Source organism: Candidatus Nitrosopumilus sp. bin_32a (assembly GCF_054095935.1).
This window is the reverse complement of sequence record NZ_JBSWSN010000003.1, coordinates 108,222-133,154: the sequence shown is the minus strand read 5'-3', so window position 1 is coordinate 133,154 and position 24,933 is coordinate 108,222. Positions and strand designations below refer to the sequence as shown.

The 24,933-nt window shown below is 31.1% G+C and carries 33 protein-coding genes and 2 tRNA genes; 21 read left to right on the top strand and 14 right to left on the bottom strand.

The annotated features are described in order from the left end of the window. Positions 1–23: 23 nt before the first annotated feature. The 7 genes from ACW9XH_RS03500 to ACW9XH_RS03470 are packed head-to-tail and all read left to right on the top strand — an operon-like array spanning position 24 to position 5,313. Positions 24–935: a pantoate kinase gene (locus ACW9XH_RS03500; RefSeq protein WP_457759252.1), complete on the top strand. Its 912-nt coding sequence runs from the start codon at positions 24–26 to the stop codon at positions 933–935. Between the two features lie 8 nt (positions 936–943). After that, on the top strand, positions 944–1,708 hold the full coding sequence (locus ACW9XH_RS03495) for a 4-phosphopantoate--beta-alanine ligase (RefSeq protein ID WP_457759251.1): 765 nt from the start codon (positions 944–946) through the stop codon (positions 1,706–1,708). Next, positions 1,701–2,540, top strand: a complete 840-nt coding sequence (gene panB, locus ACW9XH_RS03490) for a 3-methyl-2-oxobutanoate hydroxymethyltransferase (RefSeq protein ID WP_457759250.1) — start codon at positions 1,701–1,703, stop codon at positions 2,538–2,540. The genes ACW9XH_RS03495 and panB overlap by 8 nt, the downstream gene beginning before the upstream one ends. After that, complete coding sequence (gene coaBC, locus ACW9XH_RS03485) at positions 2,530–3,783, top strand: bifunctional phosphopantothenoylcysteine decarboxylase/phosphopantothenate--cysteine ligase CoaBC (RefSeq protein ID WP_457759249.1); 1,254 nt, start codon at positions 2,530–2,532, stop codon at positions 3,781–3,783. The genes panB and coaBC overlap by 11 nt, the downstream gene beginning before the upstream one ends. Next, on the top strand, positions 3,780–3,947 hold the full coding sequence (locus ACW9XH_RS03480) for a hypothetical protein (protein ID WP_457759248.1): 168 nt from the start codon (positions 3,780–3,782) through the stop codon (positions 3,945–3,947). The genes coaBC and ACW9XH_RS03480 overlap by 4 nt, the downstream gene beginning before the upstream one ends. A gap of 29 nt (positions 3,948–3,976) precedes the next feature. After that, positions 3,977–4,819 (top strand): class I SAM-dependent methyltransferase, encoded by an 843-nt coding sequence (locus ACW9XH_RS03475; protein ID WP_457759247.1) that lies wholly within the window; start codon positions 3,977–3,979, stop codon positions 4,817–4,819. Between the two features lie 11 nt (positions 4,820–4,830). Further along, positions 4,831–5,313 carry a hypothetical protein gene (locus ACW9XH_RS03470; RefSeq protein ID WP_457759246.1) on the top strand — a complete coding sequence of 161 codons (483 nt, stop codon included), beginning with the start codon at positions 4,831–4,833 and terminating at the stop codon, positions 5,311–5,313. Between the two features lie 2 nt (positions 5,314–5,315). Here ACW9XH_RS03470 and ACW9XH_RS03465 read toward each other — a convergent pair whose 3' ends face one another. Then, complete coding sequence (locus tag ACW9XH_RS03465; protein WP_457759245.1) at positions 5,316–6,380, bottom strand: M24 family metallopeptidase; 1,065 nt, start codon at positions 6,378–6,380, stop codon at positions 5,316–5,318. A gap of 71 nt (positions 6,381–6,451) precedes the next feature. Between ACW9XH_RS03465 and ACW9XH_RS03460 the strand changes: the two genes are divergently transcribed. Next, complete coding sequence (locus ACW9XH_RS03460) at positions 6,452–7,465, top strand: tRNA (5-methylaminomethyl-2-thiouridylate)-methyltransferase (protein WP_457759244.1); 1,014 nt, start codon at positions 6,452–6,454, stop codon at positions 7,463–7,465. Positions 7,466–7,538: 73 nt separating this feature from the next. Next, on the top strand, positions 7,539–7,817 hold the full coding sequence (sepF, locus tag ACW9XH_RS03455) for a cell division protein SepF (RefSeq protein WP_179362651.1): 279 nt from the start codon (positions 7,539–7,541) through the stop codon (positions 7,815–7,817). Here sepF and ACW9XH_RS03450 read toward each other — a convergent pair. Both ACW9XH_RS03450 and psmB read right to left on the bottom strand, forming a co-directional pair. Next, positions 7,809–9,749 (bottom strand): beta-CASP ribonuclease aCPSF1, encoded by a 1,941-nt coding sequence (locus ACW9XH_RS03450; RefSeq protein ID WP_457759243.1) that lies wholly within the window; start codon positions 9,747–9,749, stop codon positions 7,809–7,811. The two genes, sepF and ACW9XH_RS03450, sit on opposite strands and share 9 nt — an antisense overlap. A 7-nt stretch (positions 9,750–9,756) precedes the next feature. Further along, positions 9,757–10,389 (bottom strand): archaeal proteasome endopeptidase complex subunit beta, encoded by a 633-nt coding sequence (gene psmB, locus ACW9XH_RS03445; RefSeq protein WP_457759242.1) that lies wholly within the window; start codon positions 10,387–10,389, stop codon positions 9,757–9,759. A 75-nt stretch (positions 10,390–10,464) separates the two neighbouring features. On the opposite strand from psmB, the gene ACW9XH_RS03440 reads away from it, so the two are divergent. Further along, positions 10,465–11,529 carry a sn-glycerol-1-phosphate dehydrogenase gene (locus tag ACW9XH_RS03440; RefSeq protein WP_457759241.1) on the top strand — a complete coding sequence of 355 codons (1,065 nt, stop codon included), beginning with the start codon at positions 10,465–10,467 and terminating at the stop codon, positions 11,527–11,529. Here the strand turns inward: ACW9XH_RS03440 and ACW9XH_RS03435 are convergent. From ACW9XH_RS03435 to ACW9XH_RS03425, 3 genes are read right to left on the bottom strand one after another with little or no spacing between them, the layout of a single operon-like run. Beyond that, the gene (locus ACW9XH_RS03435; RefSeq protein ID WP_457759240.1) at positions 11,526–12,272 is read right to left on the bottom strand and encodes an FKBP-type peptidyl-prolyl cis-trans isomerase; all 747 of its coding nucleotides are present in this window, start codon (positions 12,270–12,272) and stop codon (positions 11,526–11,528) included. The two genes, ACW9XH_RS03440 and ACW9XH_RS03435, sit on opposite strands and share 4 nt — an antisense overlap. A gap of 41 nt (positions 12,273–12,313) precedes the next feature. After that, positions 12,314–13,459: a pyridoxal-phosphate-dependent aminotransferase family protein gene (locus ACW9XH_RS03430; protein WP_457759239.1), complete on the bottom strand. Its 1,146-nt coding sequence runs from the start codon at positions 13,457–13,459 to the stop codon at positions 12,314–12,316. 39 nt (positions 13,460–13,498) lie between these two features. Next, positions 13,499–13,993 (bottom strand): nicotinamide-nucleotide adenylyltransferase, encoded by a 495-nt coding sequence (locus tag ACW9XH_RS03425; RefSeq protein WP_457759238.1) that lies wholly within the window; start codon positions 13,991–13,993, stop codon positions 13,499–13,501. Positions 13,994–14,054: 61 nt separating this feature from the next. On the opposite strand from ACW9XH_RS03425, the gene rtcA reads away from it, so the two are divergent. Next, a complete protein-coding gene (rtcA, locus tag ACW9XH_RS03420) occupies positions 14,055–15,077 on the top strand; it encodes an RNA 3'-terminal phosphate cyclase (RefSeq protein WP_457759237.1) in 1,023 nt (340 codons plus the stop codon). Here rtcA and ACW9XH_RS03415 read toward each other — a convergent pair. After that, a complete protein-coding gene (locus tag ACW9XH_RS03415) occupies positions 15,057–15,554 on the bottom strand; it encodes a CopD family protein (RefSeq protein WP_457759236.1) in 498 nt (165 codons plus the stop codon). The genes rtcA and ACW9XH_RS03415 overlap by 21 nt on opposite strands. 81 nt (positions 15,555–15,635) lie before the next feature. Between ACW9XH_RS03415 and ACW9XH_RS03410 the strand changes: the two genes are divergently transcribed. Then, on the top strand, positions 15,636–16,133 hold the full coding sequence (locus tag ACW9XH_RS03410) for a hypothetical protein (protein ID WP_457759235.1): 498 nt from the start codon (positions 15,636–15,638) through the stop codon (positions 16,131–16,133). A 4-nt stretch (positions 16,134–16,137) separates the two neighbouring features. Here ACW9XH_RS03410 and ACW9XH_RS03405 read toward each other — a convergent pair. Continuing rightward, positions 16,138–16,211: transfer RNA gene (locus ACW9XH_RS03405), tRNA-Val, on the bottom strand. A 69-nt stretch (positions 16,212–16,280) separates the two neighbouring features. Here ACW9XH_RS03405 and bluB point away from each other — a divergent pair. The 4 genes from bluB to ACW9XH_RS03385 all read left to right on the top strand — a co-directional run bounded on the left by bluB (position 16,281) and on the right by ACW9XH_RS03385 (position 18,227). Next, the gene (bluB, locus tag ACW9XH_RS03400) at positions 16,281–16,991 is read left to right on the top strand and encodes a 5,6-dimethylbenzimidazole synthase (protein WP_457759234.1); all 711 of its coding nucleotides are present in this window, start codon (positions 16,281–16,283) and stop codon (positions 16,989–16,991) included. Between the two features lie 24 nt (positions 16,992–17,015). Next, a tRNA-Arg gene (locus tag ACW9XH_RS03395) sits at positions 17,016–17,108 on the top strand. A 53-nt stretch (positions 17,109–17,161) separates the two neighbouring features. Beyond that, entirely contained in the window at positions 17,162–17,692 is a 531-nt protein-coding gene (locus ACW9XH_RS03390) for an NADPH-dependent FMN reductase (protein WP_457759233.1), read from the top strand. 412 nt (positions 17,693–18,104) lie between these two features. After that, positions 18,105–18,227 carry a hypothetical protein gene (locus ACW9XH_RS03385; protein WP_457759232.1) on the top strand — a complete coding sequence of 41 codons (123 nt, stop codon included), beginning with the start codon at positions 18,105–18,107 and terminating at the stop codon, positions 18,225–18,227. Between the two features lie 6 nt (positions 18,228–18,233). On the opposite strand, the gene ACW9XH_RS03380 is transcribed toward ACW9XH_RS03385, so the two are convergent. Together ACW9XH_RS03380 and ACW9XH_RS03375 are read right to left on the bottom strand one after the other, a co-directional pair. Next, a complete protein-coding gene (locus tag ACW9XH_RS03380) occupies positions 18,234–18,704 on the bottom strand; it encodes a hypothetical protein (protein WP_457759231.1) in 471 nt (156 codons plus the stop codon). An 82-nt stretch (positions 18,705–18,786) separates the two neighbouring features. Further along, a complete protein-coding gene (locus tag ACW9XH_RS03375; protein WP_179360780.1) occupies positions 18,787–19,020 on the bottom strand; it encodes a hypothetical protein in 234 nt (77 codons plus the stop codon). Between the two features lie 246 nt (positions 19,021–19,266). Here ACW9XH_RS03375 and ACW9XH_RS03370 point away from each other — a divergent pair, with 246 nt between their 5' ends. Further along, positions 19,267–19,743, top strand: a complete 477-nt coding sequence (locus tag ACW9XH_RS03370) for a peptidylprolyl isomerase (RefSeq protein ID WP_457759230.1) — start codon at positions 19,267–19,269, stop codon at positions 19,741–19,743. Then, complete coding sequence (locus ACW9XH_RS03365; RefSeq protein ID WP_457759229.1) at positions 19,744–20,640, top strand: hypothetical protein; 897 nt, start codon at positions 19,744–19,746, stop codon at positions 20,638–20,640. It begins immediately after the preceding gene. Here ACW9XH_RS03365 and ACW9XH_RS03360 read toward each other — a convergent pair. Together ACW9XH_RS03360 and ACW9XH_RS03355 are read right to left on the bottom strand one after the other, a co-directional pair. Further along, complete coding sequence (locus tag ACW9XH_RS03360; RefSeq protein WP_457759228.1) at positions 20,627–20,782, bottom strand: hypothetical protein; 156 nt, start codon at positions 20,780–20,782, stop codon at positions 20,627–20,629. The genes ACW9XH_RS03365 and ACW9XH_RS03360 overlap by 14 nt on opposite strands. A gap of 232 nt (positions 20,783–21,014) precedes the next feature. Then, the gene (locus ACW9XH_RS03355; RefSeq protein WP_457759227.1) at positions 21,015–21,497 is read right to left on the bottom strand and encodes a hypothetical protein; all 483 of its coding nucleotides are present in this window, start codon (positions 21,495–21,497) and stop codon (positions 21,015–21,017) included. Between the two features lie 130 nt (positions 21,498–21,627). Between ACW9XH_RS03355 and ACW9XH_RS03350 the strand changes: the two genes are divergently transcribed. From ACW9XH_RS03350 to ACW9XH_RS03340, 3 genes are read left to right on the top strand one after another with little or no spacing between them, the layout of a single operon-like run. After that, complete coding sequence (locus ACW9XH_RS03350; RefSeq protein WP_457759226.1) at positions 21,628–22,077, top strand: hypothetical protein; 450 nt, start codon at positions 21,628–21,630, stop codon at positions 22,075–22,077. A gap of 11 nt (positions 22,078–22,088) precedes the next feature. Beyond that, a complete protein-coding gene (locus ACW9XH_RS03345; RefSeq protein WP_457759225.1) occupies positions 22,089–22,982 on the top strand; it encodes a PfkB family carbohydrate kinase in 894 nt (297 codons plus the stop codon). Between the two features lie 39 nt (positions 22,983–23,021). Beyond that, positions 23,022–23,363 (top strand): dUTPase, encoded by a 342-nt coding sequence (locus ACW9XH_RS03340; protein ID WP_457759224.1) that lies wholly within the window; start codon positions 23,022–23,024, stop codon positions 23,361–23,363. A gap of 6 nt (positions 23,364–23,369) precedes the next feature. On the opposite strand, the gene ACW9XH_RS03335 is transcribed toward ACW9XH_RS03340, so the two are convergent. Together ACW9XH_RS03335 and ACW9XH_RS03330 are read right to left on the bottom strand one after the other, a co-directional pair. Then, a complete protein-coding gene (locus ACW9XH_RS03335) occupies positions 23,370–23,837 on the bottom strand; it encodes a tetrahydromethanopterin S-methyltransferase subunit A (RefSeq protein ID WP_457759223.1) in 468 nt (155 codons plus the stop codon). Beyond that, positions 23,834–24,916, bottom strand: coding sequence for a DegT/DnrJ/EryC1/StrS family aminotransferase (locus ACW9XH_RS03330; protein ID WP_457759309.1), 1,083 nt, complete (start codon positions 24,914–24,916; stop codon positions 23,834–23,836). Before ACW9XH_RS03330 ends, ACW9XH_RS03335 begins: the two co-directional genes overlap by 4 nt. Positions 24,917–24,933: the final 17 nt, after the last annotated feature.

Sequence of the window (24,933 nt, the reverse complement as noted above, 5' to 3'; positions counted from 1 at the left end):
GTGTTAAGTTTAAACTCAGATCAATGGAGGCCACAGCATTTTGTCCAGCACACATTACAGGTTTTTTTAAAGCCCACTTAGAAAGTAATGAAAATAATTTAGAGAATTTAGGCTCAATGGGAGCAGGTTTTTCAATTAATCAGGGGGTTACAACTAGGGTAAAAATTCAGACAAAAAATAATCAAAAATCAAATTTTAAAATCACAACACATGGATATCAATCAGATAAAACAGATGTTTCACAATACGTATTAAATGAATTTTTAAAACTAGGAAAATTTTCAGACAAGTTTTTTGATATAGAACACAACATATCAGTTCCAGTTGGCTATGGTTTAGGTTCTAGTGGTGCAGTTGCATTATCATTATCGTTTGCATTAAATCAAGCACTTGAAACTAACTTAGAGAAAACAATGATTGGACAAATTGCACATAATGCAGAAGTCAATTGTAAAACAGGATTAGGAGATGTCTTAGCATCATATCATGGCGGATTTGAAATTAGAGTTAAACCGGGTGCACCAGGAATTGGACATGTTGAAAAAATACCCATAGATAAAATTTCAATTATTATGATTTGTTTTTCTCCAATTTCTACAAATACATTCATCAAAGAACGTTTATCTCAGATTAATGGATTAGGTGGAAAAATGGTAAACCAATTATTAGAATCAAAAGATTATGATCATTTTCAAGATATGTCATTAGAATTTGCAAAATATGTAGATGTCATGACACCTAGAATGCAAAAAATAGTTGAAGAATTATCTAATAATGACATTAAATGTGGAATTGCTCTTTTTGGCGAAACAATTTTTTCAATGATTCCTCAAAAAGATGAATCTAAAGTTTTAGAAATTTTACAAAAATACTCTGATGGGATTTTAATAAAATCAGAATTAGATGATGGTGGGGCTAGAATTTTAAACAATTAATTAAAAACATGTCATTGATTCCTAAATCTCATCCTAGATCTAAATCTCTTTTGATTCGTGAGAAGCTTGTCAAAGGATTTGATAATGGATTAGTTGCAAAAGAAGGTCTTTTAGCTCAAGGTAGAGGCGAAGCATTTGATTATCTTTTAGGAGAAAAAACGGGCAAGGCTTCATTAAAAGCCATAAGGGCTGCTGCAGCACAATTGCTCATAGCAGAAACGCCCGTCATATCAGTTAATGGTAACATAGCTGCACTATGTCCAAAACAAATTGTAAATCTATCAAAACAAATCAAAGCAAAACTCGAAGTAAATCTATTTTATACGAATGAAAAAAGGAAGCAGTCAATTATTAAGACTTTGAAAAAAAATGGTGCAAACGAAATTTTAGGTTCTAAAACAAGTTCATCTAAAAAATTACTAGGAATTGATTCTGCAAGAAGGATTGTGGATAAAGATGGAATTTTTGTAGCAGATGTCGTTGTAGTTCCTTTAGAAGATGGAGACAGAACCATGGCACTTAGAAAGGCTGGAAAAATAGTCATAACATTTGATCTAAACCCACTCTCCAGAACATCACAAACAGCAAATATTACAATTGTAGATAATGTAACACGGGCAATTGATGTATTAATCAATGAATCAAAAAAACTATCAAAAAAAAATCAAAAAAGTCTTCAAAAAATAATTAATGATTTTGATAACAAGGAAAATCTAAGAGAAAGTATAATTCAAATTAAAAATAATTTAACAAGGAGAGCCAAAATTGCATAAAACTGTTCAAGATATTATTAACATGAAAAAAGAGAAAAAGAAAATTTCAGTAATTACAAGTTATGATTATACTCTAGCATCATTATGTGATAAAGCAGGAATTGACGTATTGTTAGTTGGAGATAGTGCTGGAATGGTGATGTTGGGATATGAAAACACAATTCCTGTTACAATGGATCAAATGTGTATGTTTACTGAAGCCGTTAGTAGAGCAAGAAAAAATTCTCTACTAGTAGCAGATTTACCTTTCATGTCATATCAAGCAAGTATTGAAGATGCCATAAGTAATTCGGGCAGATTAATCAAAGCTGGTGCAGACGCAGTAAAACTTGAGGGTGGTTCAATTATGGCTGAAACAATTAGTGCAATAGTAGATGTAGGAATTCCTGTAATGGGGCATATTGGACTCCAACCACAAACCACAATGCTTTCAGAAGGATACAAGGTTCAAGGTAAAACAAAAAATTCAGCCATGAAGTTAATTGAAGATGCAAAGGAACTAGAAGATGCAGGAGTTTTCAGTATTGCATTAGAAATGGTAAGTCATGAGGTTGCTCAGATCATTTCTGAATCAATTATCATTCCTACCATAGGCATAGGTTCTGGAGTGAATTGTGATGGGCAAGTGTTAGTTGTTCAAGATTTGTTAGGTATGTATGAAAAAATTAAACCAAAATTTGCCAAAAGATACATGAATTTATCTGAAGATATTGTAAAAGCACTCGAAGAATATAGATCAGATGTAGAATCTGGATCATTTCCTACTAAAGAAAACTCATTTTCAATGAATGAAGAAGAATTAAAAAAATTACGTGAAGAACTTGGTAGTTAAAAAGAAACTAAAAAGAAAAGACCATCCATCTTTAGACATAGTCAGTTCACACGGGATGGAATTATCAGGGAAAAAAATTGTGTTATGTGTAGCAGGCAGTGTAGCAGCATACAAAGCAATTGAACTTGCAAGATTACTAATGAGACATGGGGCAAATGTAACATGTGTTACCAGTAATGCAGTTACAAAATTAATTCAACCAGAATATTTCAAATGGGCTACAGGTAATGAAGTGATTACAAAACTTACAGGTGAATTAGAACATATTAGATTAGCAGACTATAATCAATCTGATCTAGTAATAGTATATCCTGCAACAGCAAATACATTAGGAAAGTTAGCTAACGGAATCGATGATACTCCAGTATCAACGGTACTCACCGTAGGATTTGGATCAAAAATTCCAATCTTAATGTGTCTTGCAATGCATGCATCAATGTATGAGAATTCTGCAGTTCAAAAAAATATTAAATTTTTAAAAAATAAAATTGAATTTCTTTCTCCTAAACTAATAGAAGGAAAAGCAAAATCTCCAGAACCTGAGGATGTTTTAGAAAATGTATTAAAAAAATTTGGATTCTCATCAGTATTAAAAAACAAAAAAATACTGATTACTGCAGGGCCAACCATTGAACAAATAGATCCTGTACGTGCGATTACAAATCAAAGTAGCGGAAAAACAGGAGTATGTTTGGCATCAGAATTGGTTTCTGCAGGAGCTAAAGTGACATTTGTTTATGGGCCAGGAAAAGAAAAACCACCAAAAGGCGCAAAAATTATCAATGTCATATCCAGTAAAGAAATGCATTCAGCTGTAAAATCAGAATTAAAGAAAAAATTTGACATTGTAATTATGGCAGCAGCTGTTGCAGATTACATTCCTACAATTCAAAGTAAAAACAAAATAAAAAGTTCAAAATCAAGAATAAATATTAGCCTCAAAAAAGCTCCAAAAATCATAGATCAGATTAGGAAATATCAAAAAAATGTATTGCTTGTGGGATTTAAAGCTGAAACAAATTTAACAAAAAATCAATTAATCAAATCAGCTAAAAAAAAATTAAAAGAATCATCGGCAGATATTATTATAGCAAATGATATTGGTTCAATTAGATATAAGAAAAACCCTCAAAATAATCAAATAATCATAGTAGATTCTAAAAAAAATATTATTTCAGAATGGATGAATAAAGAAAAAATTGCTAAACTTATCAGAAAACAAATTGAAGTAAAAATTAAATGAAAAAATCTGAACTTAGAAGACTAATTGCTGAATATAAAGAAACTAAAATAAAATTATCAAAATCAAGTAATAAAAAATTAAAAGAGAAATTAAAAGAGAAAGAACACAGATACTATCATGAAACTGGTAGAGCATTAAAATCAGATTTAGAAGAGATTACATAAAATAGATCAAAGAAGATTGTCAGTATTAGATGAAAATTATTCATTCAGAATACAAGCAACGAAATATGAAGATTTGGAATGAAGTTGCTCCAAGATATCATAAGAGATGGGCTAGTGTAAATAAAGGGCCATTTCAAAGTACAAAAAAATTAGTAGAATTAGTAAATATCAGCAAAGGGGATTCAGTATTGGATGTTGCATGTGGTACTGGAGTAGTTACAAATGAAATTCAAAAAAAGATTGGTAAATCAGGATATGTGGTAGGATTAGACACTTCAAGTGCTGCAATTAAAATTGCTAAAAAATGGAATGGTAGAAAATTAAATGTGAATTTTGTAAATACTGATGCAGAAAAATTTAATTTTTCAAAAAAATTTGATGTTATCACTTGTCAATATGCATTGTTTTTCTTTCCTAATGCTCAAAAAGCATTGAAAAATATGAAAAATAGCCTCAAAAAATCTGGAAAAATTGGAATTTCTGTTCATGGAAGTAAAGATAGAGTTCCATTTTTTAGCAATATTATCGATGCAGTTACCAAGTATATTCCAGATTATGTTCCACCAGATTCTCCTAATCTTGATAGATTTGGAACAAAATCTACATTAAGATCTGAAGTGAGTGAAGCAGGATTTTCAAAAATTATTGTAAAAGACTATGTGTTTCATTACAGTCCAGGAAAATTTGAAGATTACTGGGGAAATTATCTAAAATACATTGCAAAACCACTAAAAGAAAAAATAAACAAATTAGATTATTCGAAAAGAAAAGAACTGAAACAGTCAGTCAAAGATAAAACATTGCAATATACTAAGAAAAATGGAGATATTTTATTTCCTTGGCAAGTTTTAATTCTAAGTGCTAAAAACTAGATTAAAGAGGCATGGGTAAAGAAAATAAGAAAAAGGAAGATAAGCCAAAAAAGAATGATTTTAAGTCATTTCTTAAAAAAAGAGCTCCAATTTACCTTGCTTTGATCGCAATGTTAGTGGTATTTGTAATTCCTGAATATACCAAAGGAACACTAGAAAAAAGTTTTCCAGAATTAAATGATGAGGATCAACAAGTTGTAGATATTTTAATGAAATACGATGGTCCAAATGATTCAGGATTAACTGTAAAGGAAGCATTAGAGAATAAAATAAGTGAAGAATATCCTCAAGAAAAAATTTTTGATCATAAAGAAACTACCGTTGATCTAAATGTCATAAATTTAAATTCTGAAGAATATCAAATTGTTTTTAATTTTAAATCACATAAGGGTGAAATGAATTATGATTGGAATGTAAATACAGCCTCTAAGAAAATTACGTCAAATAATCCAGAAGCAAAATACATTATTGATCTAGTAAACTATTATGACTAGATTCAAAGTGTTACTAAATCTTTAGTAAATTTGTGCATTACAATTGGTCTATCTTTTACAATTAACGAGTCCTCTATTCTAATTCCAAATTTATTTTCAATATAGATTCCAGGTTCTACAGTGATTGCCATATTTTCTTTTAATTTTGTATTACTTCGATAAGAAACAGTAGGCAATTCATGAACTTCTAATCCAATTCCATGACCTGTTGAATGAATAAAGTATTTACCATAATTTTGATCGTCGATATATTTTCTACATGCATAGTCAACATCTTTACAATCAACATTTGGTTTAACAGATTTTAGACCAAGTCTTTGAGATTCTTTAACAACTTCATATGCTTCATTTGCTTGTGATGAAATTTTTCCTAGTGCAAATGTCCTAGTTGCATCAGAAACATATCCTTTGTATCTTAACGTAAGATCAGTTACTACTAGATCTCCTTTTTTGAATTTCCTATTTGTAACTTGAGCATGAGGTAAGGCACCATTTGGACCTCCAGCAATAATTAATGGGTTGAGTGTAGATTTGTATCCAGTATCAAACATTTCTTGCTCCATTGCATATGTCATCAAGATCGTTTGTAATTCAGTTTCTTTTTGACCAATTTTCATTTCCTTAGTACAAATTTGGAACATTTCATCAATGATTTTTGAAGCTTTCTTGAGAATTTTGATTTCTTTTTCATCTTTTATGATTCTAGCATTGTAAAATGGTTCAGTTGATGATTTAATTTTTGGAATTGATTTTTTTAATGACATCATTACTGAGTAATTTTGGCAATCAGTACAAACTAGATTTTTCTTAATTTTTTTAATAACTGAAGTAACAAGGCCTTCTCCTCGTTCTGCAGTAATTACATTGCAATCAACAGATTCTTCTTTTGCTCTACCAACTTCAAGTTCGGGTGCAATTATTGTGGTTTTTCCATTTTTTTCAAGTAATCCAATTGCCTCACCCCAAAACCCAGTCATGTAAAACAAATTTTCAGGCTCAAATGTAACCAGAGTATCGCAATCAATCTGTTGGGCATTTTTCAAAAGATTCTTTCTGCGTTGCTTCATACCGAGATATCTCTAATTCTCAATTTATGTATGATGTAAAGTTTGTATATGGAAAATTAGGCCAGATCGCAATGGCTGAAGAAAAAGAAAAGAAGAAAGTGGTTGCACTACTATCTGGAGGATTAGATAGCCAGCTTGCAGTTAGAATGATGCAAGAACAGGGTTTTGAAGTATCAGCTGTTGCAATTAAAACTCCATTTTGTGATTTTGATTGTGGGAGAGGGTGTGGTTTTGAAATTAGGGAAAGGGCAGATGATCTTAATGTGAATTTAAAGACAGTTTATCTTGGTGATGAGTATATTGAAATGCTAAAACATCCAAAGCATGGAATTGGTGCTGGATTTAATCCATGTGTTGATTGTAGAACAATGATGTTTGATGCAGCAAAAAAACATATGGAAGAAATTGGCGCAGAATTTATTATTTCAGGTGAAGTGTTAGGGCAACGTCCAATGAGCCAACATGCACCATCATTACATATTATTGAAAATGAATCTAATTTGAAAGGAAAAATTGTAAGACCATTATCTGCCGGATTATTGCCACCAACAGATGCTGAAAAAGATGGTTTGATCAAAAGAGAAAATCTTGGAATGATTAAAGGAAGACAAAGAAAAATTCAAATGCGAATGGCTAAAGAATATGGAATTGAAAATCCACCAAATGCAGGCGGGGGTTGTTTGTTAACAGAACCACAATTTGGAATTAAGGCTAAAGATTTGTTTGATCATATAGAAACTCCAACAATTAACGAGATTGATTTGTTAAAAATTGGAAGACACTTTAGGTTAGATGAAGAAACAAAATTTGTTGTTGGGAGAAATAAAGATGAAAATGAAATGATTAAAGCATTAGCACTACCTGATGATATCTTACTTGAAGCTAAAGATTACGTAGGACCAGTTTCAATCTTACGGGGTAAAAATGCAAAGTTACATGTAGAATTTGCATCAGCTGTGACTCTAAGATATTCAGATGCACCAAAAACTGAACATAGTATTGTTTCTATTAAAAATGGAGATTCAACTGATGAAATTAGTTCAGAATGTGCAGAAGAACAATCTTATCTTAAATTTAGAATGTAGGCGTGAAATTTTTTAAAAATTAGTTAAAACTAAGGAAGAGTTTTTGAATAAGTAGGTCTCATTTTCAACAAGGATGCAAAAACAAGAAAATTCCACATATCTAAAGGCAATAACAATTAGAGACATCAGTGATGTTCACTCTATCAAAGAGGATATCAAAAAAAATATGATTTTGATTCTAAGAGTTACTCCATTAGCACAAAAAGATGTGGAACAACTTCGTAAAGTGGTTGAAGAATTGTATTCTATTGCAAAAGCCGAAGATGCTGAAATTGCAAGATTAGGAGAAGAGAGAATCATAATTGCTCCGTCCAGCATAAAAATCTGGAAACCAGAATATGATCTAAAATAATTTTATTGCTTCTTGAACTTGTGGATAATGTGCAGGAAGTTTGTACATTCGTCTAATATTCATTGCAAGGTTTTCTGATTTAGAACGTTCTCCGTGATTAACTAATACACGACGAAGTTTTGGTCTTAATCTTTGTACAAATGACATTAATTGGTTATAATCACTGTGTCCACTAAAACCATCTAGTTTTTCAACACCACAGTTAATTGAAACAACTTCAACTTTTCCTTCTTTGCCTAACATAGTTGCTTGTTTAGAACCATCAAGAACCCTTCTTCCCAAAGTTCCGTTTACTTGATATGAAACAAACAGTACTTTGTTCTTTTTATCAGGTGCAATATTTTTGAAATATTCTAAAACTGGTCCACCTTCTAACATTCCAGATGTTGCCAAAATAATACATGGTGAATTATCCCTCATAGGTTCTTCTCTAGCATCTGCATGTTCAATATTAGTAAAGTATTCAGAATCAAATGGGTTATCATCAGTTTCTAATATTTTTTGTTTAAGTTCTCTTGCAAGATATTCAGGATAAGATTCATGAATTGCTGATGCTTCTGAAATCATTCCTTCTGTAAATACTGGTGCTTCAACCATTTCTCCTGATTTCATATAGTGATCAATTACCATCATAATTTCTTGTGCACGTCCAACTGCTGGTATAGGAATCAAAACTTTGCCACCATCTGCTAGTGTATTATTTACAGCATTGATAAAAGAAGATTCTACTTGTTGTCTGGTTGGTTGAATGTCTTCTTTAAGACCATAGGTACTTTCAATCAATAGAGTTTCAACTCTTGGGAAATTCCAACTTGCAGCTTCAAATAAAATACTTTTTCCAAATTTAATATCACCTGAATAAACAAAATTATGATCACCATTTCCAATATGAAAATGACATAAAGCAGAACCTAGAATATGACCTGCATTTGCAAGAACTAGTTTAATGTCAGGAGAAATATCAGTTACAGTTCCATATGGTAAAGTAATTGTTTGTCTCATGACCTGTTTTACATCTCGTTCAGCATAAATTGGAGTTCTACCCTGAGCTGCAGCTACCTTGATTGCATCTAATTGAATTAGATTCATCATTGGTAATGTAGGTTCAGTACAATAGATTGGGCCTTTATAGCCATATTTGCATAGTGCTGGCAAAAATCCAGTATGATCCAAGTGTGCATGTCCAATAACTATAGCATCTAGTTCATCTAGAGTTATGTCTAGAGAATCTAATCTTGGAAATGCATCCATTGGAGAACGTGCACCAGGATTAATTCCACAATCAACTAGAATCTTACTTTCAGGAGTAGATAGTAGCATTGAAGATCTTCCTACTTGTCCAAATCCACCAAGAGTATGAAGAGATACTTCGGTTCTTTGAGATAAACGAGGTCTGAAAATTTCATCTCCTACTTGTTTTAGCTGTTTACTTCTTTCAACAGATGCTTGTTTTAGAGTTGCATTGATTGTTTGAATTGTTCGTGAAGGAATAGTTGTAGCTTTTCTAATTCGTAATCTCCAACCTATCATCTCAGTTACTTCAGCATGATTGAATTCTTTTGCGTTTCTTTGTAACAACCAAGGTCTTTTTGCTTCAACTGATACTTCACCTGTAGCTGTATCAAAAATAGTTCCTTGAAGATTAGCTTCTTTTGGAACACAATCTGCCAAAATTTTCCTCGCTTCAGCTTCAGGTTTTCTAATTGATTCATCGGTTCTAACAACAATTCTTTTTTTAATTATATTTACAAGATTAGAAATCGTATCATTATTTTCCATCAAGTAACGTGGAGAATTTGTATAAAGAGCAATTCTTGGTCCTTCATATTCTATTTTTGTTACACTTGCCTCCTTAGGTATACTTTGCAGTATGGTGGCCATTATATTCTGGCTACTAGGAGCTAATTCTTTTTCTTGATATTTTCTTTGCATTAAATCACTAAAGTTCGATGACGGCTTTCTTTTGCTCATCGGTTAATAGACGGAAACCGTCTTTGTCCATAACTGCGATGTTAATTCCATCGCCAGTACCAATGTTTCTAGTTATTGCGGCTTTAACAGCTCTTAGAGCTACTTGTTTCGCTTCTTCAATTGTAAGATCTTCTCTATATTCTTCTTCAAGTAAACCATAAGCTACTGGAGAACCGCTACCAGTTGTTACATATGATTTCTCTTCAACTGAACCAAACATATCTACATTAAATAATGAAGGACCATTTACATCATATCCACCAAGTAAGATATCAGCCATGAATGGATAACCTCTGTTTTGATGAAATATCAATGAACAAAGCCTGGCAAGTGAATGAATTGAGATTGAACTCTGTTTTTCAACTCTATGAAGGTTAGAATGGTAACGTAAGATATCAACGATATTTTGTGCATCTGCAACACCACCTGCTAAAGTTAGTCCTGCGTGTAAATCAATTTGTTGAATTTTCATGGTATTGTTATTTGCTATAAAATAGCCTGCGCTGGCTCTCATATCGGCGCATAATACAACACCGTCTTTAGCCTTGATACCTACTGTGGTAGTCCCATGCAGAATTTTTTCTTCAACGTTATTTGACAAAATACACCTATTAAGATAAAGTAAAGGGAATCTCCCCCTTTTAAATAACTTTTTGATCCCTTGAAATCATAAATAATGATAAAAAATCATGATCGCATGGAATCACATAGAATGGAGTTACCTAGGCTCATAGAGATAGGGGAGAAAAATATCAATGATTTTGCAGAATTTCTTCAAAGTTTAACTAAACCTAAGAAAGTGTCATTAATTTCAGGAATTCATGTAAAAAAAATTCTTAAACAAAAAATTGAAAAATCATTAAAAAGTAAAAAAATTAAATTTGTTTGGCATACATCAAAAGATAATCAGTTTAGCAACCTAAAAAATATCCAAATTGATGTAAAAAAAGATTACAGCGATATAATTGCAGGAATAGGCGGCGGCCGCTCTGTAGATACAGCAAAAATGGTTGCTTTTAATTTAGATATTCCATTTGTTAGCGTACCTACGGCAGCTTCACATGATGGAATAGCTAGTCCATTTGTTTCAATAAAAAGTGATAAACCTCATTCTATTGTTGCTACTGCACCTTTAGGTGTTTTTGTAGATATTGACATCATCAAAAAAGCACCATCAAGATTACTTGCAAGTGGGTGTGGAGATTTGGTAGCAAATATCAGTGCTGTTAAAGATTGGAAATTAGGACGAGATAAAACAGGTGAATATTACGGAAGATATTCAGCTAATTTAGCAATAATGAGTGCAGAAATAGTTATGGAAAAATCTAGTCAATATGCCAAAAAAGGTCTAGATGCTAGAGTAATAGTTGAAGCTCTGATTAGCGCAGGAGTCGCATCATGTATTGCTGGAAGTAGTAGGCCATGTTCAGGAGCGGAACATCTTTTTTCACATGCACTAGATAAAATTGCGCCAGGCAAAGGATTACACGGTGAAAAATGTGGATTAGGTGCAATTATGATTACAAAACTTCAAGGACAAAACTGGAAAGAAATTGTAAAGACGTTGAAAGATGTGGGAGCTCCAACTACTGCAAAACAAATTGGTTTGAGTGATGAACAAGTAATTGATGCATTAATGATTGCGCAAGATTTACGACCAGAAAGATATACAATTCTAAAAGAGATTGACATGACAGAAAGAAAAGCTAGAAATCTTGCAAAGACTACTAAAGTAATTTAAACAGTTTTTTGTTCAGGAGCTTTTGCTTTTATTTCAGGCTTTTTTTCCTGAGCTTGTTTGTTCACATGTGTTTCAACAAAACTTACTTTTTCTAAAGTTGGAACAAATTTGAAAACATCAAGTTGAATAAAGTGCTTCATAATTTGCAATCCATCAGCACGCAAAATTTCCTCAGGAATTGTAATGTTAACTTCTTTATCTTTCAAATCAAATGCAATTTTTGTGTCTTCTACAGGCAATCTGTTTTTGAGAATACTGTCGATTTTATCATTTGGAGTATCTAGTGATTTAATGACATTGACGTCAAATAGAATTGTTTTTCCAGCATATCTGTGATTGTAATCTACTTGAACTCTACCAGAACCGATATAACGAATAATTCCTCTTTTATTATCAACTTCAATTGAATCACCTACTGTAACTTTCTCTGCATCTTCTCCTAATTTTCTAATAGGAATCATTCTAACTTTACCAGCATCTCTTTCACCAAATCCTTTGTCTGGAGTTACTTCAATTGTGAGTTTATCACCAACAGTTGTTTTTGCAAGTGCTTCATCAAGTCCTTTTAGAACAGGATAAGAAACTTCACCAATAGAAACTAGTTTTGGTTGATACTTGAAATTTTGTTCATGAATAGAATGCTTTTTTGCATCCTCTTCAATTGTTGTATCAAAAACTTCTTCAGTGTCTTTTACCTTTGCAGTATAATCAACTAGAATTAAAGAGCCTTTATTGAAAGTCAATGTGTTCGGTTTCGAATTTCCTTATATTAAGTTAACAGGGTTTAGAGAGCTTTTAGTTTTTCTTCTGCAGTTTTGAGTCCTGCTTGAGCATCAACGTCATATCCCATCATTGCTAATGTAGATGAAATCGCAGAAATGGTTCTCATTACATGATAAGGACTAACTTCTCCCATACATCCAACTCTGAATACTTTGCCTTTAAGATCACCAAATCCACCAGCAACTAAAACTTTGAATTTATCAGCTAGTGTATTTCTAAAAGTTTTGTCTTCAAGTCCATCCAAATAATTTAATGCTATAATTGAGATTGAACGATCTTCTTCTTTTGCAAATGGAGAAAGACCCATTGCACTTAATCCAGTGTATAATGCATCTGAACAAACTTTATGACGTTTAAAGACATTTTGCAATCCTTCTTCTAAGATAATAGATAGTGCTTCTCTATATGCATAAAGTAACGGCAATGCAGGTGTGAATGGAGTATGTTTTTCTCCATCATAAAATTTGAAATATCTTGCTAAATTGAAATACATTGTAGATGGTGGATTTTCAATCATGTATTTTTTTGCTTTAGCACTAACAGATATTGGTGAAATTCCTGGAGGAGCAGCTATTGCTTTTTGTGCACCAGTCATGCATACATCAATATTCCATTTATCAACTGGAAGTGGAGCACCACCAAGTAATGAAACAGAATCTACAACATAGAATGCATCATTTCTTGAAGTCAAGTCAGATATTCTATCAAGATAATTTACCATTGTTCCTGTTGAGGTTTCATTGTGAACAACATAGAATGCTTTAACATCTTTGTTATTATCAAATGCTTCTTTAACTTGATCAAAAGTTGCATTTTCTCCAGGTGGAGTTTCAAGTTTTACAACATTACCTCCTTGACCTTCAATTAATTGTGATAATCGTCTACTAAATTCTCCATTTACAGGAATAATGATTTTGTCACCTTTTTTGACTAAATTTACAACACCTGCTTCAACTGCACCTGTTCCAGATGCAGATAATGCTACAATATCATTTTTCGTTTCAAATACTTGCTGAGTTTTATCAACTACATCAGTGTATAATTCCACAAAGTCATCACTTCGGTGATTGATGATTGGTGCCAGCATTGCCCTCATTACTCTATTAGGTACATTTGTTGGACCAGGAAGCATTGAAAGGTATTCCATATGTTATCTATCAAGAGTGTGTTTGGGGTTTATTTATAATTAGAGATTTTTTAAATGATCTTTGGCACTAGTCCTTTCTAAAAAATTTCTAGTGCCCTCAGGTACGAGATCATCCCATTTCTGATCGTGAGTTATTAGATCGCGAATATTGGTTCCAGATAATGATTCTCTATTGAGAAATGGAATAGTAAGAACTTGGATGTTTCTTTTTGAATACAGATGTTTTGTCAAATCATCATTTGAAAAAATTATATCAAATTTAGGTACAATGGTATCTATTTTTTCCATCCATTTAATGTGATTATCTAAATCAGGAATAAAATAAATTGAAATTTTTTCTTTCATTGAATCATCAATAGATGATAGAATCATTTCTTTTCGTTGTTCGGCTGTAAATGGATTATTTTTTTCTACAGGCTTGTTAGAGCTGCCTAAACCTACCCACAATTTATCAACTTTAGATAATGCGAATTGTAATGCTTCAAGATGACCCAAATGAAAAGGTTGGAATCGTCCTATCAACAAACCATTCATACAAACTATAGGAAATTTCTTTTTAAAAAACTATCATAAAGAGTAGTTAATAGAAAAAATTATGGATTTTCTAAAAATTAATGGAGGTCACGGTGAGGGTGGAGGACAAATTATTCGTTCAGCAATTGCACTTTCATGTATTACAAAACAACCAATCCATTTAGAAAATATTAGAAAAAATAGAAAAATATCTGGATTAAGACCACAGCATCTTACAGCAATCAAAATTCTTCAGAAAATTGCAAACGCTAAAGTTATCGGAGCAGAGATTGGATCCACCGAAATAAAATTTATTCCAGATAATATTGAAAATCTAGATTTAGTTGAAGATGTAGGTACTGCTGGAAGTATTCCATTAATTCTACAAGTATTGATTCCAGTTGTTGCAATGTCTAAAAAACAATTTAATTTAAGAATTAAAGGTGGGACAGATGTTCTTTGGAGTCCGACTATTGATTATACTAAGCATGTATTACAAGAGGCATATTCAAGAATGGGGATAAATTTTTCACTTGAATTATTCAAACGAGGTTATTATCCTAAAGGTGGTGGTGAAATAAAATTACAAGTTAACCCATCCAGTATAAAATCAATATTATTTTCAAAACGAAAAACAAATAAAGTAAGATTAATTTGTTCATTTTCAAAATTTGCAAATAATAAAATTGAAAACAAAGTAAATGAAATTGTAAAACAATTAACTGATTCAGACTATGATGTTAATGTAGAAATTAAATCTGAAGAAGCATTAGATTCAGGTGCATCTCTACTAATTTACAGTATTGATGATAATTCTATAATAGGAGTTGATGCATTGTACGATAATAAAACAGGGGAATTTGATTTAGATATAGACAATTTTATTAAAAATTATTCAATTGATGATAATTTAGCAGACATGTTAGTGGTTCCTGCAAGTTTAGCTAGTGGGAAAACCATTCTACCTGTCAAAGAAATTACAAAACATTTAGAGACAAATTTGTTTGTCACTTCTAAAATTACTGGTTGTAAATATGGTATCGGGAGAACAAATAATGGTTTTGAAGTAATTATTGAAGGAATATCATACGCCAGCATCAAGTAATGAAGCAAAAAATAGAATAGCTACAGACAACACTACAGTTACCTCTCCAAGTATGATAATTTTCTTTCTTAATTTTTGAATTTCAGATTCTGGCATTTGATTTGACATAATTTTTTCTTCAACATCTTTACGAATTACTCTAACATGAACAGCGTATGTAATAATTAATGCAATAACGAGAATTATTTTGATAATTAAAAAAGTTCCATAGCTTGTTGAAATGAGAAGATCAGGTTTTCCAATTAATGTATGTGAAGTATACAAACCTGTAATCATTAAAATTATCAATGAGGGAACAGCAACTTTGTTAAACCGTTTACCAACACGAATCATTATTTGCATTCGTTCTTCAATAGAATTAGTCATTGTTTTCAAAAGTGGAGAAAATACAATTCCAATAAATAAAGAACCACCTACCCAAATTGAAGCAGCTATAAGATGAATCCAAGTGATTATTGCCTGTTCTATTGCAGTCATGGTTTATGATATTTTAAATCAAATATTATGTATTTGGATCTTGACAACCTTTTTTAGTTGTACAAATCTGGAATCAATGAAATGGCACTTCAAAGTAAGATGACAGTGTATCTAGCTATTGCAGGAGTTTTTGCATTAATGGGAGGAATTGTTTTCTATGCCAGTCTGGATAATGTTGATCTTGATCTAATTGAGATTGAATTAACAAGTGTAAAACTATTAGAAGTAAATACAGTAAATAATCAAGCAAAGTTTGAAGTAACATTTTTAGTTAAAAATCCCAGTGATAAAACATTAACAGTTTCACTTATCGATTACCAATTATACGGTGATGGTAAATTATTAGGTTCTGGATTATATTCTACAGTAGATATTGCATTACCTGGAAGAGCTTTGTTCCATTCAGGTGCAGAAATTCCTTTAAAAAATATATTTGTTCTAAGTAAATCTGAAGTTAATTCAGAAATTTATGAAGATGTCATTAATGAAAGAATTACTAGTTTTGCAGCTGAAGGAAATATCACTACTCAGACCTCATGGAGTGAAGCTGACAAAGATTTCAAAACAAGTTATAATTAAAAAGTGGGCCTAATGAGATTCGAACTCATGATCACTGCCATGTCGAGGCAGTATCCTAACCAGCTAGACTACAGGCCCATTGAAAAATAAATCAAATAATTGACATTATTAACGTTTAACAAAAGAAAGAAAGAAGGTACAAAATAGATGACGGAGAATTTTACTGATGAAGAAAAGAAAGGCTTCTACAAGGCAATTTATTCAAGAAGAGATGTAAGATCCCACTTTACCTCAAAGCCTATAGAAGATGAGATTTTATCAAAAATTCTTAATGCGGCTCACCATGCACCTTCGGTAGGATTTTCTCAACCATGGAATTTTATTTTAATCAAAGATCTTGATACTAAAAAGAAAATAAAAGAATCTTTTGAGGAAGAAAAAAATCGTTCATCACAGTTAATTGAAGAACCAAAAAAATCAAAATATCTTTCATTCAAGTTAGAAGGCATTTTAGAATCACCTGTAAATCTATGTGTCACATATGATCCTACAAAATTTGGACCATTTGTAATTGGTAGATCAAGTATTCCTGAAGCAGGACTCTATAGTGTATGTTGTGCAATTCAAAATTTATGGTTATCAGCTAGAACGGAAGGAATAGGTTTAGGATGGGTAAGTATCCTGTCAAATGACACGTTAAAAGAAACTTTAGATTTACCTGAACATGTTATTCCTATTGCATACTTATGTTTAGGATATGTTGATGAATTTGCAGAAAAGCCAGATCTTGAAACTAAAGGTTGGTTACCAAGACTAGAATTGAAAGATGTTGTATTTTTTGAAAAATGGAATGACAAAGAAAATAAAAATTGGAAAAAAATTCAAAACATGATCAAAGATAATCTTGATTACGCTTAAATAATTAAGAATGTTTTTTTTGCTGGGCTTGTAGCGCAGAGTCAATTTGACGCGCAACATGGATAGCGCAGTAGCCTCCTAAGTTACAGGTCGAGGGATCGAAGCCCTCCAAGCCCGTTTAATTTCAATAATTCATGGAAATTTAAATACAAAGACAAATGGCTGAAGATATGAAAATTGTTGTAATTTCTGGCAGTCCAAGAAAAAATGCAAATACACAGATCATAATGAAATATGTTTTTGAGTATGCTAAATCAAAAAATCAAGATACAAAATTAATTAATCTCTCTGATGGTCAAATAGAATACTATAGAGGGCCGGACATAGAATACAATGAAACGACAAAAAATGCTGCAAATGACATCATGGATGCAGATGTATGGTTAATTGGCTCACCAATTTACAATTCATTTTTTAGTTCTGCATTGAAAAATCTTTTTGAATATATAGATTATAAAAAAACTCCAGGAAAAGTTGCTGGAATTACAATTTTAGCTGCTGGAAACATTGGTTTTGTCAATGTTCAGACACTAATTACACAATTGATGTCATATTTCAGAGTAATAACAAATCCAAAAGCCGTATTTTTGACCACCGAATCTATAAAAGAGAATTCAGTAATCGATGAAGATGTAAAAAATAGATTAAGAGAAATGGTAGATGAAACTTTGGAAATTGCATTAAAAATTTATCAAAATTAGGCTCAATTTTACCTTAAACAAAATCAAGTTTCATAATTTGTTATTGAAAAAAATTTATCAGCATTATAATCATTTGATTGATGCAAATTTTTTGTATTTTATAAATTCATAATTGTAATTGTTAAAAATTTAGAAAGCAAGGAATAATTTTCATAATTTATACAATAATTTCTAACTAAGATTTTGTTTTATTATGTTTTAATTTAATAAATTTTTTCTAATTTTAGAAAAATTTTTAATTTTGTTATATGATATCTTTAAAAGAGATTGTATTAAGAAACAATTCCACTAGTAGGTAAAATTATCATAATTCTAATAATTATTTTAAAAATCAGTTATTTTTAAGAAAAGAATTAATGATTCATTTATTTGGAATGCAAAAGTCAAATATTAACATCATTTAGAGATAACATTGATAAATTTGAAAAAAGATCCAACAGAATTATGTTCTTGTAAATGTCATTTTGGAGGTGCAGTTAGTTGTCCAGGCTGTAAAGAAAATCACGGTGAAGTTTGTTGTCATTGTAAAGATTAGATCAGTTTACTTAGTTTTTCTTCCAGATGCTAGCATTTTGAGATTAGCTAATTCAGTTTTTAATGATTCTATCTGAACAAGAGTTTCAAGATTAGAAATTTCTTGATTTAATCTTTCAATTTCACTATCTTTGAGCTTTACAGTTTCTTTTACACTATTTAGTTCAAAAGATAATTCATTTTGAATTTGTTTAATTTCTGAAAGATTTACCTGTGATCCTGATGTTGTAGTTTGAATGGTTTGTGTATTATTCAAGCTTTTTTTTTGACTATGAGTTGATGCGTGATTATGCATGTAATCTGTACTTTTTTGTGAAATCCAACATGTGAATGTCAAGAACCATGTAATTGGAACTGCCATCATGAATACTAGATTTAGTATTGGTGCAAAGTCTACAAAGTAAGGCCAGAGCCCAGTCAATATTGCTGCAAAAACTCCAGTCACTAATGTGGCTAGGTGGTTACCAACATATCCCATGAATATTTTAAAATTTCATTATTTATAACAGTAATGCTAAAAATCATAAAATAATATATTAAAAAGAAAAAAAGAGCTGAATTTATTCGTCTTCTTCAGTGGTAGCGACAGTTGCTTTTGGCATATCTGACTGTAAAATTTGGATTTTTTGCAATAGTTCAGTTCTTAAATCTCTTGCAACTCTTCTTACAGTTGGTCTTGGAACCCCAAGTTCATCAACTACTTTGGTGTAGATATCCTGCTTGTCGGTTACCCCTTTGTCAAGATAAGAATTAATCGCTTCTTTAATTATCGTGCTTTGGTTTGTACGATTCAACGAATTCTAAATTTTAATTGATCTATATAAGACTATAACTTTTGAAATGCTAAAATTGTCACATCTAATAAATTCAAATTATAAAATATTAATCAAATCAAAAAAAACCAAAGTCTACATAAATAAATTTTTTAACGAAAACCGTACAAATCATTATAGATTTTTCAATATTGCTAAAACATCTATGAACATATTTCTGTCAGTTTCCGCAAAAGACTATTAAGATGTATTTGCAGATTTTACTCAATGTCTACAGTAAATATTGAAACTAATTTAGGAAAGATTTCATTTAAACTTCTACCTGAATTAGCTCCAGAAACTGTAAGAAATTTTGAAAAATTAGCTAAAGATCAATTTTATGACGGAACTCTTTTCCACAGAGTTATTCCAGGATTTATGATTCAAGGAGGAGATCCTAATACAAAAACAGACAATAAAGGTTCTTGGGGAATGGGTGGACCTGGATATAATCTCAAGGCTGAATTCAATTCAAGATCTCATTTACGAGGCATAGTTTCCATGGCTAGATCACAAGATCCAGATAGTGCAGGATCACAATTTTTTATCGTTACTTCAGATAGTCCATTTTTAGATAGACAATATACCGTATTTGGCGAAGTGGTAGAAGGTATGGATGTTGCAGATAAAATTGTCAATCTTGACAGAGATGGTAATGATTGTCCATTAGAAAAAACATCAATGATTCACGTTACTGTGGAATAAATGAATAGCAAGATTTTTGGATTTTTAGTAGTTTTACTTATAATTTCAATTATTCCTACAATTGATGCTCAAATTTCATTTGGTGAAAAAGCTGCACAAAAATCTATTGAAATAGCGATAAATTCATCGGGAGATGTTCATGTAAAACATGTTGTCAGTCCAGCAAACATACCAAAACAAATTGAGTTAATTTATGGAACAGTTTCAAATTTATCAGTCGCTGATGAGCAAGGAGAAGAAAAGCAATTCTCAGTTATTGGGGACAATGCAGGGCTGTTGATTCTTCCGTCTAGTAACAAGTCCATAGTAGAGTATGATCTTGAACATGCAATTTCACAAAAAGATAATGTGTGGACATGGAGTTTTAGATATCTTGAAACAACTTCTTTTATTTTACCTGAAGAGGTTGACTTGATCTTTGTAAATGAAAAACCAGTATTTCTTGATGGAAAAAAAGGAATAACATGTCATGGTTGTCAAATGATTTTAGAATATTCTATCAATGAACCAAAAACTTTTCAAAACATAAAATGGGAAGATAAGGAATTTCTTGTAGAAATTAAAAGTCATTCAGATATAGATGAATTTGTTTTTGATCAACCATCAAAGAGCATTACGTTTGATGTTTCTGAAAAGAATAGATTTGTTACTACAATAATACCACTAGAATTATTGTGGGGTCCATATGCTGTATTTCTTGATGATGAAAAAATTTACTTTCATGATTACATCAACAATGGAACTCATGTATGGATTAACATGAAACCAGAAACTGCAGGTGAGGTTACAATAATAGGAACCACAGTTGTACCTGAATTTCCAATTATTGCACCATTAGCAATTGGATTTTTAATGATGATAATGGTTCCATTTGTTAGAAAATTTAATCTCCACTAGATCCACAAGAACAAAAACCATATTCATCAATTCTAACATCACAAACTGCACATTTTTCACCATAATCTACTTCCCATGGTTCCTTTCCAAAAAGCTTAAAATGATCATCAATTTCTATTGGGATCTCCCTTTTCTTTTCCAATGATTTGTATAGTCATTTCAACTATACATACATTATCTGAGAATAATTATGAAAATTGAATGTGGGTGTCATTGTATAAAGTGCAAAAGTACAGATCTGGAATCAATCAGAATTGGAAAAATTGAGAAAGATGGATATTTTGACATGCATCATACGTGTAAACAATGCAATACACATTTTGATCATTTAGATGGTGAGATTTTTTCAAAGTGTGAAAAATGTAATTATCTCTCTAGTTAGTAACTAATGCATCTTGAACAAAATAGTGAGTCCGACTTTCTTCAGAGTTTTTCATTATTTCTTTGTTTGAAGCCATTTTAGCTAAAGCTTTTGAAACATCTAATGGGCTAGTTGCCCATCCATATTCTCTAAGTTGTTGTACAGTTTCAGTAACTGTTCGAGGTGAATCAAAAAAATTGCTTGTTTCTAAAATTCTTAATTTTGATTTAATTTCATGCGAAGCAATATACTTTGGTTCATTAAATTCAGGCTCATATGCTTCAGCATCATCTAGATATTCCAAACCGAACTGAGCTGGCTGCTCTACCTCAATAGGTGATGTAGTTTCTGTTTCATATACAATTTTAGCTTGATTTTCAGGTAAATGCTGAGAAATATTATCAATAATTTCACCTAATGTTTGATTATCAACATAGAAATCTCTAGAGTCGACTTCAATTTCGTTTTCTCCTAGTTTGAGTTTGATTCTAGCCACTATGACTACATCGTTTATTTTTCATTTATTCTGGTAGCTCTAAGGAGCTTTAAGATTAGATCAAAACTTTTACACAATTTATTGGGATTTTTTTCCTTTCAGGTTAAATGTAAATTTTCAAAAACTAGTCATGAAATCTTCTAAAAAAGCAGGCATAGTTGTTCTGTTTGTATTAGGCATGAGTATTTTTGGATACTCACAATATGCATCTGCTTTACAAATTGGAGTAAGCATAAGTCAGAGTGAATTATTAAATGAGAATGAAAAAGGCTCAAACTATAATGTTGAATTGCGGTTTGAGAATCCTTCATTATTGGTATTAACTGCAGGAGAGACAGAATTTTTTGTAATTTCAAATGATGAAATTATTGGAAAAGGTAACCTTCAATCATTTACTTTACAACCATTAGATAGCAGTTTTGTAAAGGGTACTTTTCATACAGATGCTAACTCAGGCGAATCACATTCAGTAAAGATTTCAGGTGTAACAAAATATGATTTGCTTGTTACATCAATAGATGTTCCTTTTGTATACTATCCTACAGAAGAACAAGCAAGGGAATTTATACATCAAAATTAATTTTCTATTAAATGCTTACTGTTTTTGGATCGACAGCATTAGATACAATTAGAACTCCAAAAAAAACATTAAAGAATGTTTTAGGAGGAGCAGCTACGTTTGCAGCAATCTCTGCAAGTAATTTTGTTGATACAGGTCTAATTGCAGTAGTCGGAAAAGATTTTCCTGAAACATATCATAAAATTTTATCAAAATATCTTGATTTGCAGGGATTGACTATTGAAAATGGAAAAACATTTCGTTATGATGGAAAATATGATAGTACACTTAGTACAAGATCAACATTAAAAACTGAATTGAATGTACTTGGAGATTTTAAAGCAACTGTACCTGAAGCATATAAAAAATCTCAATTTGTATATCTTGCAAATAATGATCCAGAACAAAATACTAATCTTATCAAAGAATTTGACAAAGTAAAATTTTCTATGTGTGATACCATAGACTTTTGGATTTCTACAAAACGTGATGCAGTAATTAAAATGATCAAAGCAGTAGATGCTGTAGTAATTAATGATGAAGAGGCTAAACTTCTAACAAAAGAATTCAATTTGATAAAGTGTGCAAAGAAAATGATGGAATGGGGAGCGAAATATGTCATAATTAAGAAAGGTGAACATGGTTCTTTGATGTTTTATGACGATGTAATTTTTCCAACTGCAGGATTCTCTTTAGAAGATGTTGTAGATCCCACAGGCGCAGGTGATTCATTTGCAGGTGCAATGATAGGATATCTCGCAAGTAAAAATTCTACAAAAATATCAGATATCAAGAAAGCAGTAGTTTATGGAAATGTTTTAGGATCATTTGCTGTTGAAAAATATGGACTGGATGGATTATTAAAAATTAAAAACGGTGATATTACAAAACGCATCAAGACATATGAAAAAATGATTCGTTTCTAAAAAGACTTAAGTTCAATTATTTCTCAAATTAATTTATCATTGTCAGAAGAAAAAGATCGACTAGAGACAATATTCAAACTTCAAAAAGGACTATCAGATATGATGAAATTAGATAGATATCCAAAAGATTCTGAAGGAAGAATTTCTGCTTTATGTACAGCCATAATGCACGAAGCTGTAGAACTGCAAAGGACAACAAACTGGAAATGGTGGAAAACTCCTGTTGAATTTAACGAAGCGGAAGCAAGAGAGGAATTAATTGATATCTGGCATTTTGTGGTACAGGCATCAATAGAACTCAAACTTACACCAGAGGATATTTTAGATGAATATAAAAAGAAAAATGAAATAAATCGTGAAAGACAACTAAATGGTTATTAAAAAATCCTAGATATTGTTAAAAATTAATTCAAATTTAGTTTCGTTAATCAAATCAACAAGTTTTACATTATCTTGAAAATATTTTATTTCTGATTTTGAAACGGTAAGAAATGGATCTGGACTAGTAGAATTAATTATTTTGTTGTTTTGATCAGTTCCATTTTTGTGTAGTTGAAATAAAGAATGGCCAGATTTATGTCCCCAAACTTCTTTTCCACAAACTATTATTGTATCAATTTGATGATTTTTGTTTACATATTTAATTACTGAATCAATTCCTTTATTTTCAGAAAGTAGTCGTCCCACAATAGATATTTTGCTTAAAATTTCAGAATTTGCAATATTTTTGAGTAAATCTATACTTGAAAGAGTGCAAATTGCTATTTTAGAATCAGAATTTCCAAGGTAAAATTCTTCGTTAATCGGTAAAATGACTTTACAAAGTTCACCAATAGCCTCGCCTATCACATTCACAATATTTCACGCATTGTTTTAGCAATAAATTCAATATTTTTTTGAGTTACATTTGGATGAATTGGTAAAGACAGTACATGTGAAGCTGCCCAATCAGTAACAGGAAGTTTCATTTTGAGTTTGTAAAATGGAGTTTTATGAACAGGTGTAGGATAATAAGATGCAGCACCGATTCCTTTATCGTTTAATTTTTTCAAAATATTATTACGTTTATCAGTTGAAATTGTATAAAGATACCAATTTACATTTTCATTTTTTCTTTCCGTAGGAAGTATAATTTTAAGATCAGACATTAATTTTGATAAATATTGAGCATTATTTTTTCTAGATTTTAAAAATTTAGGAAGTTTTTTCATTTGTACAGTTGCTATTGCTGCATTGATTTCAGGTAACCGTAAATTCAAACCAAATATTCTAGTATCATATCCATGAACCATTCCATGATTTCTAATCATTAACAGTTTATCTCTGAGATTTTTATCATTGGTTACAATAAAACCTCCTTCACCAGCAGTCATTACTTTTGCAGGATACATGCTATAACATCCCATTTCAAAGAAAGTTCCAGTGTGTTTTCCTTTGTAAGTAGAGCCTAAAGATTGTGCAGAATCTTCGATGATAGGAATATTATATTTTTTAGATATTTCAGAAAGTCTTTCAATGATTGCAACATTTCCATAAAGATGAACTGGGATTATTGCTCGAGTTTTTTTAGTAATTTTTTTTTCTAAATCATCAGGATCTATTGTATAATTTTCTTTTAAAATATCAACAAAAACAGGTTTTGCTCCAGTTGCAATAACAGCATTGGCAGTTGCTACAAATGTAAATGAAGGAAGTAAAACTTCATCTCCTTTTTTAATATATAATGCATAAAGTGCTGCCTGTAATGCAGCAGTACCAGAATTTACTGCAATAGCATATTTTGATTGCACAAAAGATGCAGCGGATTTTTCAAATTCCTGAACATGTTTTCCACCTAAATTAGCAGCAGATGTTAAGGCTCCATTTTTCAAAATTGATGTGACTACAGCAATCTCTTCTTTACCAATAATAGGAACATTGATTGCAATTTTCATCATAATTTCTGATTATA

Bases quoted from the DNA above. Each gene is read 5' to 3' on its own strand.
- ACW9XH_RS03500 (WP_457759252.1), top strand. From the start codon at position 24: ATGGAGGCCACAGCATTTTGTCCAGCACACATTACAGGTTTTTTTAAA.
- ACW9XH_RS03495 (WP_457759251.1), top strand. From the start codon at position 944: ATGTCATTGATTCCTAAATCTCATCCTAGATCTAAATCTCTTTTGATT.
- ACW9XH_RS03480 (WP_457759248.1), top strand. From the start codon at position 3,780: ATGAAAAAATCTGAACTTAGAAGACTAATTGCTGAATATAAAGAAACT.
- ACW9XH_RS03475 (WP_457759247.1), top strand. From the start codon at position 3,977: ATGAAAATTATTCATTCAGAATACAAGCAACGAAATATGAAGATTTGG.
- ACW9XH_RS03470 (WP_457759246.1), top strand. From the start codon at position 4,831: ATGGGTAAAGAAAATAAGAAAAAGGAAGATAAGCCAAAAAAGAATGAT.
- ACW9XH_RS03465 (WP_457759245.1), bottom strand. From the start codon at position 6,380: ATGAAGCAACGCAGAAAGAATCTTTTGAAAAATGCCCAACAGATTGAT.
- ACW9XH_RS03460 (WP_457759244.1), top strand. From the start codon at position 6,452: ATGGCTGAAGAAAAAGAAAAGAAGAAAGTGGTTGCACTACTATCTGGA.
- sepF (WP_179362651.1), top strand. From the start codon at position 7,539: ATGCAAAAACAAGAAAATTCCACATATCTAAAGGCAATAACAATTAGA.
- ACW9XH_RS03450 (WP_457759243.1), bottom strand. From the start codon at position 9,749: ATGCAAAGAAAATATCAAGAAAAAGAATTAGCTCCTAGTAGCCAGAAT.
- ACW9XH_RS03440 (WP_457759241.1), top strand. From the start codon at position 10,465: ATGATAAAAAATCATGATCGCATGGAATCACATAGAATGGAGTTACCT.
- ACW9XH_RS03430 (WP_457759239.1), bottom strand. From the start codon at position 13,459: ATGGAATACCTTTCAATGCTTCCTGGTCCAACAAATGTACCTAATAGA.
- ACW9XH_RS03425 (WP_457759238.1), bottom strand. From the start codon at position 13,993: ATGAATGGTTTGTTGATAGGACGATTCCAACCTTTTCATTTGGGTCAT.
- rtcA (WP_457759237.1), top strand. From the start codon at position 14,055: ATGGATTTTCTAAAAATTAATGGAGGTCACGGTGAGGGTGGAGGACAA.
- ACW9XH_RS03415 (WP_457759236.1), bottom strand. From the start codon at position 15,554: ATGACTGCAATAGAACAGGCAATAATCACTTGGATTCATCTTATAGCT.
- ACW9XH_RS03410 (WP_457759235.1), top strand. From the start codon at position 15,636: ATGGCACTTCAAAGTAAGATGACAGTGTATCTAGCTATTGCAGGAGTT.
- bluB (WP_457759234.1), top strand. From the start codon at position 16,281: ATGACGGAGAATTTTACTGATGAAGAAAAGAAAGGCTTCTACAAGGCA.
- ACW9XH_RS03390 (WP_457759233.1), top strand. From the start codon at position 17,162: ATGAAAATTGTTGTAATTTCTGGCAGTCCAAGAAAAAATGCAAATACA.
- ACW9XH_RS03380 (WP_457759231.1), bottom strand. From the start codon at position 18,704: ATGGGATATGTTGGTAACCACCTAGCCACATTAGTGACTGGAGTTTTT.
- ACW9XH_RS03370 (WP_457759230.1), top strand. From the start codon at position 19,267: ATGTCTACAGTAAATATTGAAACTAATTTAGGAAAGATTTCATTTAAA.
- ACW9XH_RS03365 (WP_457759229.1), top strand. From the start codon at position 19,744: ATGAATAGCAAGATTTTTGGATTTTTAGTAGTTTTACTTATAATTTCA.
- ACW9XH_RS03350 (WP_457759226.1), top strand. From the start codon at position 21,628: ATGAAATCTTCTAAAAAAGCAGGCATAGTTGTTCTGTTTGTATTAGGC.
- ACW9XH_RS03345 (WP_457759225.1), top strand. From the start codon at position 22,089: ATGCTTACTGTTTTTGGATCGACAGCATTAGATACAATTAGAACTCCA.
- ACW9XH_RS03330 (WP_457759309.1), bottom strand. From the start codon at position 24,916: ATGAAAATTGCAATCAATGTTCCTATTATTGGTAAAGAAGAGATTGCT.